Annotated in this window: 11 protein-coding genes and 1 pseudogene; 1 reads left to right on the plus strand and 11 read right to left on the minus strand. The window is 31.3% G+C overall.

The features are described 5' to 3' along the window. Positions 1-83: 83 nt before the first annotated feature. The gene (locus tag METBO_RS11395; RefSeq protein ID WP_013645870.1) at positions 84-1,862 is read right to left on the minus strand and encodes a beta strand repeat-containing protein; all 1,779 of its coding nucleotides are present in this window, start codon (positions 1,860-1,862) and stop codon (positions 84-86) included. 1,344 nt (positions 1,863-3,206) lie between these two features. Between METBO_RS11395 and METBO_RS11405 the strand changes: the two genes are divergently transcribed. Next, complete coding sequence (locus METBO_RS11405; RefSeq protein WP_013645872.1) at positions 3,207-3,578, plus strand: hypothetical protein; 372 nt, start codon at positions 3,207-3,209, stop codon at positions 3,576-3,578. Between the two features lie 4 nt (positions 3,579-3,582). On the opposite strand, the pseudogene METBO_RS14140 reads toward METBO_RS11405, so the two are convergent. From METBO_RS14140 to METBO_RS11445, 10 genes and pseudogenes are all read right to left on the minus strand, one after another. Further along, positions 3,583-3,699 (minus strand): annotated as a pseudogene (locus METBO_RS14140) (hypothetical protein); the annotation flags it as partial. Continuing rightward, on the minus strand, positions 3,669-4,025 hold the full coding sequence (locus tag METBO_RS13990) for a hypothetical protein (RefSeq protein WP_013645873.1): 357 nt from the start codon (positions 4,023-4,025) through the stop codon (positions 3,669-3,671). The pseudogene METBO_RS14140 and the gene METBO_RS13990, both read right to left, overlap by 31 nt. 104 nt (positions 4,026-4,129) lie before the next feature. Continuing rightward, the gene (locus tag METBO_RS11415) at positions 4,130-4,507 is read right to left on the minus strand and encodes a hypothetical protein (protein ID WP_013645874.1); all 378 of its coding nucleotides are present in this window, start codon (positions 4,505-4,507) and stop codon (positions 4,130-4,132) included. Between the two features lie 721 nt (positions 4,508-5,228). Continuing rightward, positions 5,229-6,140, minus strand: a complete 912-nt coding sequence (locus METBO_RS11420) for a hypothetical protein (RefSeq protein WP_158304912.1) — start codon at positions 6,138-6,140, stop codon at positions 5,229-5,231. A 317-nt stretch (positions 6,141-6,457) separates the two neighbouring features. Further along, positions 6,458-6,604 (minus strand): Ig-like domain-containing protein, encoded by a 147-nt coding sequence (locus METBO_RS13785; RefSeq protein WP_158304913.1) that lies wholly within the window; start codon positions 6,602-6,604, stop codon positions 6,458-6,460. A 535-nt stretch (positions 6,605-7,139) separates the two neighbouring features. After that, a complete protein-coding gene (locus tag METBO_RS11430) occupies positions 7,140-7,424 on the minus strand; it encodes a hypothetical protein (RefSeq protein WP_013645877.1) in 285 nt (94 codons plus the stop codon). 346 nt (positions 7,425-7,770) lie between these two features. Beyond that, positions 7,771-7,980, minus strand: a complete 210-nt coding sequence (locus tag METBO_RS11435; protein WP_048186465.1) for a hypothetical protein — start codon at positions 7,978-7,980, stop codon at positions 7,771-7,773. 682 nt (positions 7,981-8,662) lie between these two features. Continuing rightward, complete coding sequence (locus METBO_RS13790; protein ID WP_013645878.1) at positions 8,663-8,818, minus strand: hypothetical protein; 156 nt, start codon at positions 8,816-8,818, stop codon at positions 8,663-8,665. A 31-nt stretch (positions 8,819-8,849) separates the two neighbouring features. Next, entirely contained in the window at positions 8,850-9,224 is a 375-nt protein-coding gene (locus METBO_RS11440; protein ID WP_013645879.1) for a hypothetical protein, read from the minus strand. A 107-nt stretch (positions 9,225-9,331) separates the two neighbouring features. Further along, positions 9,332-14,764, minus strand: coding sequence for an Ig-like domain-containing protein (locus METBO_RS11445; protein WP_013645880.1), 5,433 nt, complete (start codon positions 14,762-14,764; stop codon positions 9,332-9,334). Positions 14,765-14,840: the final 76 nt, after the last annotated feature.

Below are 14,840 nucleotides of genomic sequence, written 5' to 3' on the forward strand. Positions count from 1 at the left end.
AAAAAAAGGAAGCAATTAAGTAAATATTAATACACTTCATGTGTTCCTAATTTACAGTTAATTGCATGCTATGGCAATATTGGTTAATACAGCCATGTTTGGATGTTGAAGTTAGTCATGCCAGCAGATTCTGGATCTGTTCCTTTGAAGTTGGTTCCCCACCAGTTATTTTCTGCACTAATTGTAGCGTCTTCATTATACACTTCTATTACTGTATTATTATCAATATGGTTGTAGTTTAAAGTAACATTAGCATATCCATCTTCTATTGTGTTGTAAACTGCACCTCCATTATCAGTTGCAGTGTTGTCTGTGATTGTGTTGTTGGTGATGGTCGTAGTTGCGTTACCGTAATTTCCATTATTATTTATAGCTCCACCATCAGCTGCTGTGTTGTTTGCAATAATATTGTTGGTTATTGTAGATGTTACAACCCCATAATTCCCTTCATTATCAATTCCGCCACCAAATCTGTTTGAAGTATTGTTTATAATGGTACAGTTACTAATGGTTACAGTAGAGTTACTGTAATCTCCAGTATTGTACACAGCACCACCATAATCTTTTGCAGCATTATTTATGAATGTATTATTGTTTAACATCGCATTAACTTGACTACCATAATCTCCATCGTTTATGATGGCACCGCCTTCTAATGCAGTGTTATTTAAAAGTGTGTTGCTGTTTACAGTGACTGTAACATTACCATAATTTCCTGAATTATCGATGGCCCCTCCGTCGGTGGCAGTATTAGTTAGGAAATGATTATTATCGACAGAAGCCGTAACATTACCATAGTCACCTGCATTTGAAATTGCACCGCCGTTGGTTGCAGTGTTGTTTAGGAATGTATTGTTTGTTACGGTAGTTACGAGGTTATTACCCCGATCTCCATCGTTTATAACAGCACCGCCATTTATTGCAGCGTTATTTATGAATATATTGCTGCTTATGGTTGTGTTGGTGTTGTTACCATAAAATCCAGTGTCTTCAATGGCCCCACCAACAAATGTTGCTGAGTTGTTGGATAGTATGTTGTTGGATATCGTGGCAGTAACATTTCCGTAATCACCTGCATTGTCAATAGCACCACTACTACCTCCATGTCCCTTTGAATGATTATTTAGGAGCTTATTATTAGTTATAGTGGCTTTGGCATTACCATAAATACCTCCATTAAATATTGCACCGCCAACGTATAGTGCAGAGTTGTTCCAGAACGTATTATTATTTATATTACATACAGCACTACCATAAGCTCCTTCATTGATAATGGCACCACCATCTGTTGCATTGTTGCTTAAAAATGTGCAATTAGCTATGTTGGCTGTGGCTTGACCATAGAATCCTTCGTTATTGATTGCACCACCATAATTTGATGCAGAGTTGTTTTGTAAAGTGCATGTGTTGAGTGATAATGTTCCCATGTTATTAATTGCTCCCCCGTTGGTTGCATTACCATTTTCAAGTGTTAAATTTTCTATCGTGCAAGTAATGTTAGCAGTTACATTGAATATGCCACTAACTTCCTCTGCATTAATGACTGTTCCAGTTTGACTCTGACCCTTAAGAGTCAAGTTCTTGTTGATGGTTAGGTTGTAGTTAGCAGTCGTGTTGTAATTCCCATCTGCTAAATAAATTGTTCCGTTGTTTGAAGCTGTTGTGATGGCATTTGCCAGGGTTGCCTTCGCAGTTGACCAACTATAACCATCATTAGCATCGTTACCACTTACAGGGTTGACGTAGATGGTGTTGCTGTTGCCCTCAGCAGATGCAAGGTAAAACCCTCCGACCGAGATAATTATCAAAAAAAATAATACAAAACAAGCTGTTAAAGCAATGTTTTTATTTGTAAAGACCATATTTAACCCCCAAAAAGTTTTTAGAAATGATTCAACTTATTTTTAATTTCGTTAGATTAATTCTATTTTTTAAATAAGATATTAGAATTTATTTAATCTACAATTCAATATAAACCCATCCTATGAAATTAAAACCTAAAACTATTAACGAATCAAATGCTAAAAATATTTAATCAATTTTGAGTCTAAATTTGTGAAAAGTATAGCAAAATCATTACAAAACAAGCTTCCAAGAGATCCTCCAATAGGGATAGTAAATTATCAAATGCCTAAACACATACAGTAAATGACCTAAAGACTTTACACAAAAATTTAAAGAAACTTCCGAAAACTCCTATACTCTTTTTCAGCGATTTCAAAGGATTTTATACCTATATATTTCAAAACCAGTGAATTTATATGGATCAATTTATCCATCATTTGTTTGTAACACACTAAAAATCTTAAATATTCTAAACTTGATTATCCATGATTCGTACGCTAAGACTTTACTCTCATAAATTCCTTACACCAAACATCAACTAACTGACCTAACTACTGTTCTAATTTCAGGCAGCTGATGATTATGAAGATGTAATGGCCAATCTTTACAACTTTATATTGAAAATTTAGAAGTTGAAAAATATAGACAATTTTTTTAAACACTTACAAATTATTGATGAAATAATTTACAATTAAATAATGGCTTTGTAGAAACCCTAATTTTTTTTTTATTCGAAGTCGAGATTTATTATGGATTTTTTTGTAAATAAAAAAGATTTAGTTTTAGGTTTCGTTTTTACTTGAACAATAAAAAGAAAATTCAACGTTACAACCACAGCAGAACCACATAACTATCAAACAAAGAAATAAAACTTAAAAACACAATATACAATATCTACAGATCAACACAAATCAACTAAAAAATGGGTTTCTACAAACCCATAAATTAAAAAAAATAATGAACTTTTAGAGGTAAAATGAAATCGTACATAAGCATTATCATTATTATAATAGGTGTGATTGCTTTTTTAGTTACTCGAATTGTACATGATCCAAGTTATAATTTTAGTCTTGGTGCAATCATAATTATTATTATTGGACTAATTTGGATGTATTTCGATTCTAAAGGTTCGGATCGTAAATTTAACTTCAGAAAAACGGATTCTGTTGATAACTGTACAAAATGCAAATATTACAATAAAAGATCTTTTAATGGTGTAAATGCAGATTGTAAGTTTTTATATATAAAAGTAGACGAATTCCATGTTTGTGATTTATATAAAAAAATTAACTAAAAATTTAGATTCTACATTGCTATTTTTTTGAAGGGTAATATTATTAAGAATCAAAACTGCTGAAGATATGGAACAATTTGTCAAACGTGTAGCGCCGGAAATACCTGTATTTTCGGATTCATTTTCTATAGGTATTGATTATTATGCCCGTGCTGCAGCGATACTAAATGATTTCCCAGATGTAAATAAGGAAGAGATTTCAAATTCACTTATTAATGTGCAAGGAATAAAAAGTAGTATTATACCCGCATTAGCAGGTATACAAGGTTTAAGAGATACAGTTTATAACCTTCCATGTATATCTAGGGATATAAATCTAGCTAAAAAACGTATGGTGTCGATATTGGATGATTTAATTAAAGAGCTTAATTCATCTAAAGATCTTACATCCGAAGCTGAAAAAATACTTGAAAAAGCAGTAGTAGATTCTAAAATCTAATAATTTATAAAGAGTACCAACAGTCTAATAATGAATGAATTTTTCTATTTTTAAAATCAAATTGCATTACATGATTCCATGTGTAGTAGTCTAAAAAAAATTGCCAATAATTACCTTTTCTACCACATCCGTAACAGTAATATCCATTTTTATTAACGCTAAAAGAAGGTTTTTATCTTCATGGTCATGGAATGGGCAGTTATACATCACATATTCCTTTTCTGGATACTCATGAACAGGTACTCCTAGGATTTGTCTGAATAATATTCGTTGATCTTCAACACTTTTAAAATTATTTCCTGTGGTCCTCTTCGGTTTTGAGGTTGTTTTTCTAATTTTTGAATTGTAATATTCTATTTCATCAATTTTTTGTAGGTGTTTATATAAATTTGTTCGATATTTCACAACATCAAAATTTTTGATATGTGGATCTAATGATCTAACCATTATATCTTCATAATCATCAGAAAGCTAGAATGGCACCACTATTAGGTCAGTTAATTGGTGTTTGCTGTAGGGAACTCTTGAGAGTCTGGCCTTGGCATCATTAGTCACAGATAAATCAAGGTAGAATAATTATATGCTTTTTTAGTATTTTTTGCAAACCATGAAATGGCTAAGTTAATATTTTGAAACTCCACAGGCTTAAAAAATAAGTAAGCGTGACAACCTTTAAATCCACTGAAAAATAGGATTGGGGGCTTTCCAAATGTTTCTTTAAAATTTTGTACAAAGTCTTTAGCCTTGTCTACTGCAGGTTTAGATATTTTCTCATTTATTACTAATTTTTGTAATTTTTCCTGGAGTTTATTTTGAAAAGATTTTTTATAATTTAATCCATAACATCTGAGTTTAATCAGCTTATTTTTAATTTTTCGTGCTTCTTCATTCTCTGCGTCAAAATCAAGGAAGACCCTATCAAAAATCATGATATTGTTTTTTTAATTATCGTAATTATATAAAAAACCTAAAAAAAACATAAATTAGTACTTTTTCACTTTATTTATTGAAACTACTTCCTAATTAGCAATTCGTTCTATAGTATCATATTTCCTTTTTATTTGATGATAATCTCAAGTATGTCGTGAATTATTTAAATTGGAAAATTGAGGATAGATAATAGGCTATGCAGAGCTAGTTGGGGATATGGGAATATTGACAGTGTTGAAATAATGGGGATACTACTTCTTATCAGCCAGAGTTATTTATTGTAGATTATGGCTTAGAGTAAGATTAAATACAGAACCAAAGTCAGTGAAGATGCTGAATTTACGAAATAATGGTGTAAGACACATTACATAATTTTATAAATTATAATTTGATAAATAATGTTTATCTGGCCATTCCAGCAACTATTGACATTACAATTAATTATCATTACGACAATTCAGCAATTAATTGTCCAATATATGTATTTTAGTTTAAGGATGACTAAGATTATGAGAATTTCATATAAATCCTTAGTTGATATGATCTCCTTTAACAAAATAAATTAAAAACCGCCTATGAACAATCCAAACCAAACTAGAATGTTTGAATTCCCTTATCTGACCAAAACTTATATCTGAAATCAAATATACTATTCCAAAAATAGACTAAATTAAAAAAATAAATAAATTAAAAAGGTTTAAAAATTCTAGGTTAATAGGTTTAACCTGTTACATATGCTGTTATGGTATATAGGAAACTCATCACAGTATTAACTGCTACATCATAATGCTCATAAAGTGCTAGAGTCCAACCTTCTGTCGTTACATCAGAAAACCACCCATAGCCAATAACATTTCCTCCTGATTCACCTATGATTGTTGAGTTCACACCGGGATGGGCATAGATTTTGTTTGAAGGGTCCCTGTTAAATACACCACCATTATCATCTGGACTCATTGTAGATGCGGCCCCGTGTAATACAGCTAGCTTTCCTGATGCAATTTCTGTATCACTTAGTACCTTTGTCCATTTATCCACTGTTGCAATTGTACAAGTCTCTCCATTCCACGTGTAGGTTGTTGTAGAATTTCCAGCAATCATTGAACCCTGATAAAGATTGTTTTTGATTATTATCTGCAATTTTGCAAGTCCACTAAGGTCGCCATTTGGTGTAAAGCTATTACTTTCATGATAAAAGTTTATTGACGATAATATCGTTCCACTGTTAACTCCTATATCTGAACCATCATCTGAAATCAATATAACATGGCTTTCAAAACCCCTTCCCATTTCTTCACTAGTTGTTCCAGCCATAACAGATGCAACTGATGTTCTAGGGAAGTTTACGCTATATAAATTGTTATTTACCAAAGTTACATTTTGTATTTCTACTAATTTATATGTATCAAGTAATCTGCTGTCATCCTGTACTCTATAAAACAAATACTTGATCCATTTTGTATTATTGTACCCTTTGGGTTTCTGATAAATCACATATTGTCCATCTGCTTGATTTCTCATGTATACATTGTGTGCATATGAAAAACTTTCGTTTGTTCCTATATGAGTTTCGCAAGGATTAGTTGCTGAAACCCCTTCTATTCCCCCAATGCTGGTAATCAATGCCAGCATCAGTAACATTAAAAAAACATTTTTTATCATTTTTCCTCCGTTACTCTTTTGATTTAATCTACTATTTGGTTGCAACAATGTTGCAATTGGAATCAATGGGGATCGAACCCGTAGTCCCTCTTTGCAATGGAGGGGGCTCTGCCAATTAGAGCTATGACTCCTATCTTGTTTTTTTCCTTAGAGAATTCTTTAATTAATATAGTCCAATAATAACATATCCTGTCTTTTTTTTATAAAAAAATAATTTATTAAATTAATTTGTTAAATTACTTCCTTATATTCAATAAATCCATAATATTAAAGGTATTTTTTGATTATTAACTGAAAGTGACATTGATTATTATATTTCCCGGTACATTTGTTGCACCCGTATCTGGATTGATATCTGTAACAGTCGGGGCTGTGGTATCGTTAGTTGCAGATACTGAACCTGTAAATAATATTAAGAATGCAAAAATAATCATTACAAAAAATATACTTTTCTTTTTTAATCCCATTTATTTAATCCCCCCAGATTAAAATATAAAATTCAATTTGACTTAATATTATAACGAAGTTATCATTATTACATTTCGTCTGTAGTTTAATGAAAGTTATATTTATTATTTTCGGATTATTTTTTATGAAATTATTAATACTTAGATAATCTAGAACTTTAAATAAATTTAGTGGTAATAAAAATTTGAATATAAATAGTTTATGTATTATCTTGTTATAATTCGGATTTGTTTATGTGTTCCACACTTTGTATGTTGTTTAAATGTTCCATGTTGTGTTTGAGGTGACTTTTTCAGTTTTTGGTTGCAATGATAATTTTATCTTTAGATCCTTATGCATAAAGAAAAAAAGTAATTTTAGATATTACAAATGTAATTGAGGCAACTGTTAAACATTATAAAATAAGTTTTATTTTTGAACAATTATTAAATTCTTTTTCTTATTATTATTCTAAAATAAGTTTATCGTAGTTTGCCTAAAAAAAATGTGGTTTTAAACCACTTAGTTTGTCACAGATATTATGTAGTCGTATGCAACTTCAAGTACATCGTTAATTTGTGTTATAAATGATGTACTATCATCAAATGCGGGAAGCGATTTTGTTAATACATTAGTGATTGAAGTGAAGCTCCATATATCATGTACAGGATCTGATTCGTTCCAATAACAATTTTCAAGGCTGTGAACTGAAACTGTAGTTTTGTCGTCTTTGTAGTAAGTTATTGTATTTGGACTATCTTCGATATATCCAGAATAAGTTTGTTGAGCATTAGATTGTATTGGCATATTTCCTGCTTCGATGTCTGTAACGTTATTTACAGCTTTCCAAGTGTATTTTTAATCGATATTGAATTTTTGACCATCCCATGTCCATACTGTTGATAGAGTACCAATTATGGTATTTGTTCCCGATAGTACAATGTTTGCTACTTGTTTTGCTGATAGAACATCCATTGCTGAAAGAGGTGTATTTATATTTGGAGTAAATACTACATTAAGGTATGTTGAATCCGAATATCTGAAATAAAATGCTGTTGCTTGTAAATCATATGAATATCCTGGATAAAATCGTCCTTCATAGTTTAGATCACTAAGTCCGTTTGTTGGATTTCCTGCTGTTATATAGGATGTTTTATTTGTTGCTGCGAAATTTACTGAATGTGGATTGTTTATTCATCAATGTAACATTTGCAATGCCAACAAGCTTGTATTCAAATTTATTGGTTTCAGGATTTTTTTGTTGATAAAACATGTATTTTATCCATCTACTGTTGTTGTTATCAGTAGGTTTTTGATAGATTACATATTGTGCTCCATCAGCATCAGACTGTTGTTTCCTCATATAAACAGAATGATCATACACATATGATTGATTGGTATAGTGGTTTATTTCTGCCAGCCCATTTGTAGCAAATACAGAACTACTACCTCCTAACAGACCAATGTAAATAACATTAGTCCAATTACAAAGAAATTCCCCCTCATTGTTTATCTCCCCATTTTTTTTTCTTTTATTCGACTATTATTGTGCTCAAGACACTCTTGAATCTATTCCATTAATCATCCCATATTGGATGATATTCTAGAATCGTGAAATCTTTTATTAAATTTTGGCTTTGTAGAAACCCTTGTTTTTTTTAAATTTTTAAGTCAGGTTTTTGTAGATTTTTTTTTAAAAATAATTTGTTAAGTTTAGGATTCTGTTTTTCTGTTTTCAATTGAAATTAAAGTTGTAATGTAGAAAATATTATAGATAATAACTTAACTCAAATTTTCTGATGATTATTCTTAAGAAAATGACAAAAAATTAAAATTAATACTAAACATATCAATGAATTCGATCTATTCATATGATCACAACTTTCCTCTCTAAAATGGTGATAAAATTATAATGTTTATAATAACAATAACTCCCCATTATTCCTAAACTCAATTTTATGAATGATTTTGTTTAAATATCATTTTATATATTATTTGAATAATTGAACCGAAAGATTGGATGTTTTTTTAATTTGTATGACAGTCTATTTTGTTTCGATGGTTATTTTTTTATCATATCTCCGGATTAATAATATAATTATCAATAAAGTTATTAAAATTATAATTAACTCGGTTATTTGTTGATTTGATGTTAAATGAGAAGTACCATATGCAACAATTACACCCATTGCGTTTGACATGATTTTTCACCCCTTAACCTTATAAAGTTCATTAAAAGTTTTCATGTTTATATTTTTGATGTTTACCAATTACTATTGCCAAGTAACTACCTATAATGGCCATCATAATTATTTTTATAAAAGTTAAAAAGTTAATTATTAGATTTGATAAATCTGCAGGGAAACCAAAGCTTAATAGAGGTACTAATCCTAAAACTGCCCAAATTAAACCTACATAAATTCCATATTGTATTTTTTTTTCTTTAGTATAATAAGTGGCTATACAACTCCCAACTACTAATGAAAATGCTAAAGTAATATTATCAAATATAAATCCCAATCGAATCATTAAGTTAATAATGAAAATATAAATAATAAAAAATGTTAGGAATCCTAATGTAATAGATTTTATCGGACTTAATCTCATACAATATCTCTCCGTATTCATTATAACTCAAATACTATAAAAAAATGAAGTGTCCAAGCCTAATATGAAATAAACATATTTATACTGTCCACTTACATTTTTCGATATCATGCTCCTCCTGGCTGAATCCATGGAATGTAATAATAGGGGTTACCTTCTGCATCGTTGAAAGGGGTATGTATTACTATATATAGTGAACCTGGAGGTATTTGTGCGTTAGGAGGTAAATCTTGGGACTTTAGTATATAGTTGTGTATTGATATAAATGGGTTTATTGTGTCTCTCCAGAAATCTTTAAAAACTGTGTTTGGGTCTATTGGAATTTCTGGAGAATTTTGATCCCATGGGGTTGGTGGGAAGTTGGCCGGTGGTAATGGTAATGGAGGAAATGGTGATGGAGGCCAAGTAAATGACGGAGTGGGGAAGAGTTGAGGTAATTCTAGGTCTTGTCTATCTATACCTGCCCAGAGTATATATAATGGGCTAGTTGCAATAAAGCCTTGATCCGTATCTGTAAGTATAAGGTGAAGATTTTGAAGACCTGCATTTGCATCAAGAATATCTGTAATATCCAAAGCTCCTTGCGTCCCTACAACAGTTTTTGATCCCATAGGTCCTGTAATTTCCAATATATTATCAGCACTGATATCAGCTAGAAATTTACCATTACTAGAGATAAAAACGTTTCCGGTTCCATTCCAAAGAAATTGGAAGTTCCCCAAATCCCACGGATTTGATATTTGCCAATATAAATATTTAAATCCTATTAGTGTAATGTAATTAATCATGTTTGTAGTTTGCTTATAGAAATAATAACCTCCATAAAAATTATGAACAGTATCTATATCCCTTACCATGCCTGTTTCTGAGTCAAACACCAAGAAATTATCATTTGATATGGACTTTACTATAATGAATCCGTCTTCTTCAATGCTTTCCAAGTCATTCTTATTATTATTGTATCTGTAGAGTAAATCCATTGTCACAGAATTAAAACTCAAGTTATATGCATTACTCATTACATCATCTTCAATATTTGAAATATAAAACGATGTCATAAAGTTAAATACATAAATGTCTTCAAATTGTCCTACTACTGTCATCCCCATACCATGATCACACTCTAAAGTCACATAAATCTGCTGTGGATCCTCAGCAACAGAAACTATGATAGGGCTAGTACGACTCCAAGTAACATTCAATAAAGTTGTAATATTGTCTGCGATTTGGTCGTGAAGATATTCAACTGTTAATGCTGTTAGAAAAGTATTGTAAGCAACATTCTTAACATCCCCAGTTTGATAACTGGAATATTGATTCCACCAGTATTGTAAAACATCAGCAGTCACATCTGTTGTTGCTATAGCAAAACTCTTCACACCTTCCCCTTGAGAACCGACATATATAACTTGACTAGTCCTTTTAATAGCATTTCCCGGGAAGTTCAAATTAAAAATATTTGAATGTGAGTCAGTTACATTTAGTTTCAATCCGGGTGATCCAGAATAAACTATATCAAACGTTATATTATCTGTAAAATCTTGGGAATGATTCTTGATGAAGGTTAGTTCTTCACTTGTTAGGTTATATTGTGTTGTGAGGTTATTCCAGAATGTAGGTAATTCAGTTGTGGCAATAAATGGCAAATGCTGGTTAACATATTTGATAGCATCAAAAAGTGATGTTGGATAACTATTTTGCCATTTTGTATAAGCTGGATTGGTAAAGTATTTATCTTGAACTACTACTCCATCTATTATTATTTGCATTTCATCCGTAAACATGCCCCTGTTAATCCATAAAACACTCAACCATGTCACAGAGTTATTTAAGGGAATAGTATATGTGGTATTCAGTGGTGATCCTGTAGCATTGTCAACTGCTGTGCTTGTAATATTTAGTACTGCCACACCTGTGATTATTAAGCTTGTTGTTGATACATTCTGATTATCAAGGGTTGCATTACATGTAACTGTAGCATTTTGTGTTGTACCTAAATTTAAGATAGTACTGGATTTCCCTTTCAATGTATAAGCCGTGCCAATAATTGTTCCAAAGTTCGTATTGAAATTTACAGGAATACCATCAGGAATATGACCATTTGAAGATGTATCTGATCCAGTATTATCATGAGTTAAATCAGCTGTTACACTCGTTTTTCCACCAGAATTTGTAGATGAAGTATTTACACTTAAAACTAACCATGAAGAGGAGTTTACTGATCCACTTACAAGATTAATATTACTAGATTCGGTTGATGGATCATTGTTGTTACCCCACCAATTATCAGTCGCATCCACAATTCCTAAATCATTTCTAAGACCATATGTGTTTCCAGATATTCTATTAAAATGAATTAAATCCGCAGCATTGTAAGTCCAAATACCATAGTAGTTACCAGTCAAATCATTACCATCAATTGTATCAGCAGAATAATACGAATAAATTCCACTATGACACCCAAATATTTCATTGCCGGAATAGGTATTGTTACTAAATGTGCTGTTGATTCCATCATAACCATTGGCAGTTATAGTATTGTTGAAAATGAAGTTATTAATGGAAGTTGAAGCAATAACTCCCGATGAACCATTTCCAATAATCCTATTCCCAATAATATTACAATTGTTTGCAAATAAATTAACATGGCCATTCACTATTAAATCCTGAAGCACAGAATTACTTCCATTGGAACTAATAGTTACTACTCCTTTAATAATTGAATTACTGTTAACATCAGATTTAAGAGTCAATTTTTTATTCAGGGTAATATTTTCATTATAAGTTCCATCTTCGACGATAATAGTATCGCCACTTAGAGCATCATCTATTGCGGATTGTATATTTGTGTAACTTGCTAATGTTCTGTTGTTATAAACTTTAACTAAATTGACCATTGTGGATACTATTTGGTTGTCTAAGGTTGCATTAATAGTAGCATTGCCATAAATTGACCCTGTGAATGTAGTTACAGCTTTACCATATCTTGTATAACCAGGGTTTGCAATAGTTCCTAATGTAGATGTAAAGTTAATAGGAATTCCATCGGGTAAACTTCCAGAATTGGAGGTATTTTTACCATTGTTATCATGAGTCAGATCTGCAGTAATAGAACAGGTATTATTTAGGCCAGTAGGATTTTTGTTTGATGAGATTTTCAATTTTAAATATGGGTATGGATTTGAAATTGCGTTTGGATCACAAACATCTCCATTGGAGTCTCCATTAGTGAAATAGATTGGATTGTTTGTTCCCCACCAATTATTTGAATAATTGACTGTACTATTTTGATCTCGTAATCCACAATATGTGAATCCAGCTATACGATTGAAATTTATATTAGCAGTTGAATCTTGAGCATTTATACCCAGACTTGTAACACCTGTTGTGCTACTACCTTCCCATAAAATAGAATTACCTATGATAGTTGTGTTTTTACAATCTCCAAAGTGAATTCCATAGGTAATTCCTGAAAGTCCCGTGGTTATAATATTGTTTTGAATCAAGGTGTTATTTGTATATAAATGATCTTTTCCCATGTTGATTCCCATATAACTATAGTTTGTGATGTTGTTGTTTGTTATCCTAGTATTGTTTGACAATACATTATTTATTCCCACATAGTTGTTTGTAATGGTGTTACCATTGATTATGCAGTTTGAAGCACCAGAATTTATGTATACTGCTGATTGATTATTAGTAGATCCCCTGATGGTCATCCCTTGAATAATTATGCCGTTACTAGTTAAATTAAAAACAGGACTAGATGATATTAAAGCTTGAACTATTACTCTAGAACCAGAAACCGGCATTATAGTAAGTGTTTTGCTAATTAAAATATTTTCTATATAAGTTCCACTTAGTGGTTGAATAATGTCATTTGGTGAAGCATCATTAACGGCGTCTTGAATAGTGGAATAAGTTTGATTTGTATTTAAATTTAAAACTAAGTTTCTAGCTGCAAAACTGTAATTATAATCCCCTAACAAGTTCCCAGCCAAATCCTTGTAACTTCCTGCAAGTAAATGTAATGTATAAATCTTCCCATAACTAAATAATGTACTTGGTGTTATGGTTAACACATTTCCATTTATTGTATTTACTGTAGAGATTGTAGAACCATTATTGTCCCTTAATTCTATCTGATTATTGCCACCAATTATAGGTTCATTAAAAGTAACTAAAATTGTTTTATTTAAAGGAACATTAACAGCATTATTAACAGGATCACAACTGATTACACTGGGTGGAATATTATCTACAGTAAAACTAGAGGTGAATGTTGCTAAATTATTATTTGCTAAATCCTTGTAACATCCATTATATAGATAAAGAATATATGGTCCTGGACTTAGATTACTTGGAATAATAGTTAAAACTTTATTAGCCAATGATTTAGTAATAGAAACAATATTATTATTACTATCCTTCAATTGAACTGATCCTGTACCACTTTGCACTGTTTCACTGAAAGTTACTTTGATTTGTTTATTGATTGGTATATTTGTTGCACCGTTATCTGGATCGATATCTGTGACGGTTGGTGCTGTGCTTTCAACTGTAAAGGTTGAGGACCATACATTCAGATAGTTATTAGCTAAATCATTATAGCAACCACTATGTAATGTTAGTGTGTATGTTCCGTGATTTAAATTATCATTAGGAGTAATTGTTAACACTCTGCTTCCCAATGATTGAGTAATTGGAATAACATTACCGTTACTATCCTTCAAATCAACAAGTCTATTACCCTGTTGCATAAGTTCACTGAAAGTGACATTGATTATTTTAGTTGCAGGTATATTTGTTGCACCGTTATCTGGATCGATATCTGTGACTGTTGGTGCTGTACTTTCAACTGCAAAATTTGAGGACCATAAATTTAGATAATTATTAGCTAAATCATTATAACAGCCCGTATGTAAGGTTAATGTGTATGTTCCGTGATTTAAATAGTCATTAGGAGTAATTGTTAACACTCTGCTTCCCAATGATTGAGTAATTGGAATAACATTACCGTTACTATCCTTCAAATCAACAAGTCTATTACCCTGTTGCATAGGCTCACTGAAACTGACTTTAATTTGTTTATTTCCCGGTATCCCCGTAGCATCATCATCAGGATCGACAGCTATGACTGTTGGTGCTGTGCTTTCAACCGTAAAAGTTGATGTATACACAGCTAAATTGTTACCTGCAAGATCTTTATAACAACCAGTATGTAAAATAAGGGTGTAACCTCCATGATCCAAGTAGTCATTCGGTGTAATTGTTAAAACCCTACTACCTAACGACTGAGTAATTGGAATAACATTACTATTGCTGTCCTTCAATTCAACACTATCATAACCATGTTGCATAGGCTCACTGAAAGTAACGTTAATTACTTTATTCCCTGGAACATTTGATGTACCACTAGCCGGATCAACATTAGTCACTGTTGGAGCAGTGGTGTCAGTCGCAGATACTGAACCTGTAAATAATATTAAAAATACAAAAATAATCATTACAAAAAATAAACTTTTCTTATTTAATCCCATTTAATTAATCCCCCCAGATTAAAATATAAAATTCAATTTGACTACATATTATAACGAAGTTATCATTATTCCATTT

The organism is Methanobacterium lacus, from assembly GCF_000191585.1.
Lineage (GTDB): Archaea > Methanobacteriota > Methanobacteria > Methanobacteriales > Methanobacteriaceae > Methanobacterium_B > Methanobacterium_B lacus.

Coding starts and splice junctions, on each gene's coding strand:
- METBO_RS11435 (WP_048186465.1), bottom strand. CDS start 7,980: ATGAGGAAACAACAGTCTGATGCTGATGGAGCACAATATGTAATCTAT.
- METBO_RS13785 (WP_158304913.1), bottom strand. CDS start 6,604: ATGATTATTTTTGCATTCTTAATATTATTTACAGGTTCAGTATCTGCA.
- METBO_RS11430 (WP_013645877.1), bottom strand. CDS start 7,424: ATGCCAATACAATCTAATGCTCAACAAACTTATTCTGGATATATCGAA.
- METBO_RS13790 (WP_013645878.1), bottom strand. CDS start 8,818: ATGTCAAACGCAATGGGTGTAATTGTTGCATATGGTACTTCTCATTTA.
- METBO_RS11420 (WP_158304912.1), bottom strand. CDS start 6,140: ATGCTGGCATTGATTACCAGCATTGGGGGAATAGAAGGGGTTTCAGCA.
- METBO_RS11415 (WP_013645874.1), bottom strand. CDS start 4,507: ATGATTTTTGATAGGGTCTTCCTTGATTTTGACGCAGAGAATGAAGAA.
- METBO_RS11395 (WP_013645870.1), bottom strand. CDS start 1,862: ATGGTCTTTACAAATAAAAACATTGCTTTAACAGCTTGTTTTGTATTA.
- METBO_RS11405 (WP_013645872.1), top strand. CDS start 3,207: ATGGAACAATTTGTCAAACGTGTAGCGCCGGAAATACCTGTATTTTCG.
- METBO_RS11440 (WP_013645879.1), bottom strand. CDS start 9,224: ATGAGATTAAGTCCGATAAAATCTATTACATTAGGATTCCTAACATTT.
- METBO_RS13990 (WP_013645873.1), bottom strand. CDS start 4,025: ATGGTTAGATCATTAGATCCACATATCAAAAATTTTGATGTTGTGAAA.
- METBO_RS11445 (WP_013645880.1), bottom strand. CDS start 14,764: ATGGGATTAAATAAGAAAAGTTTATTTTTTGTAATGATTATTTTTGTA.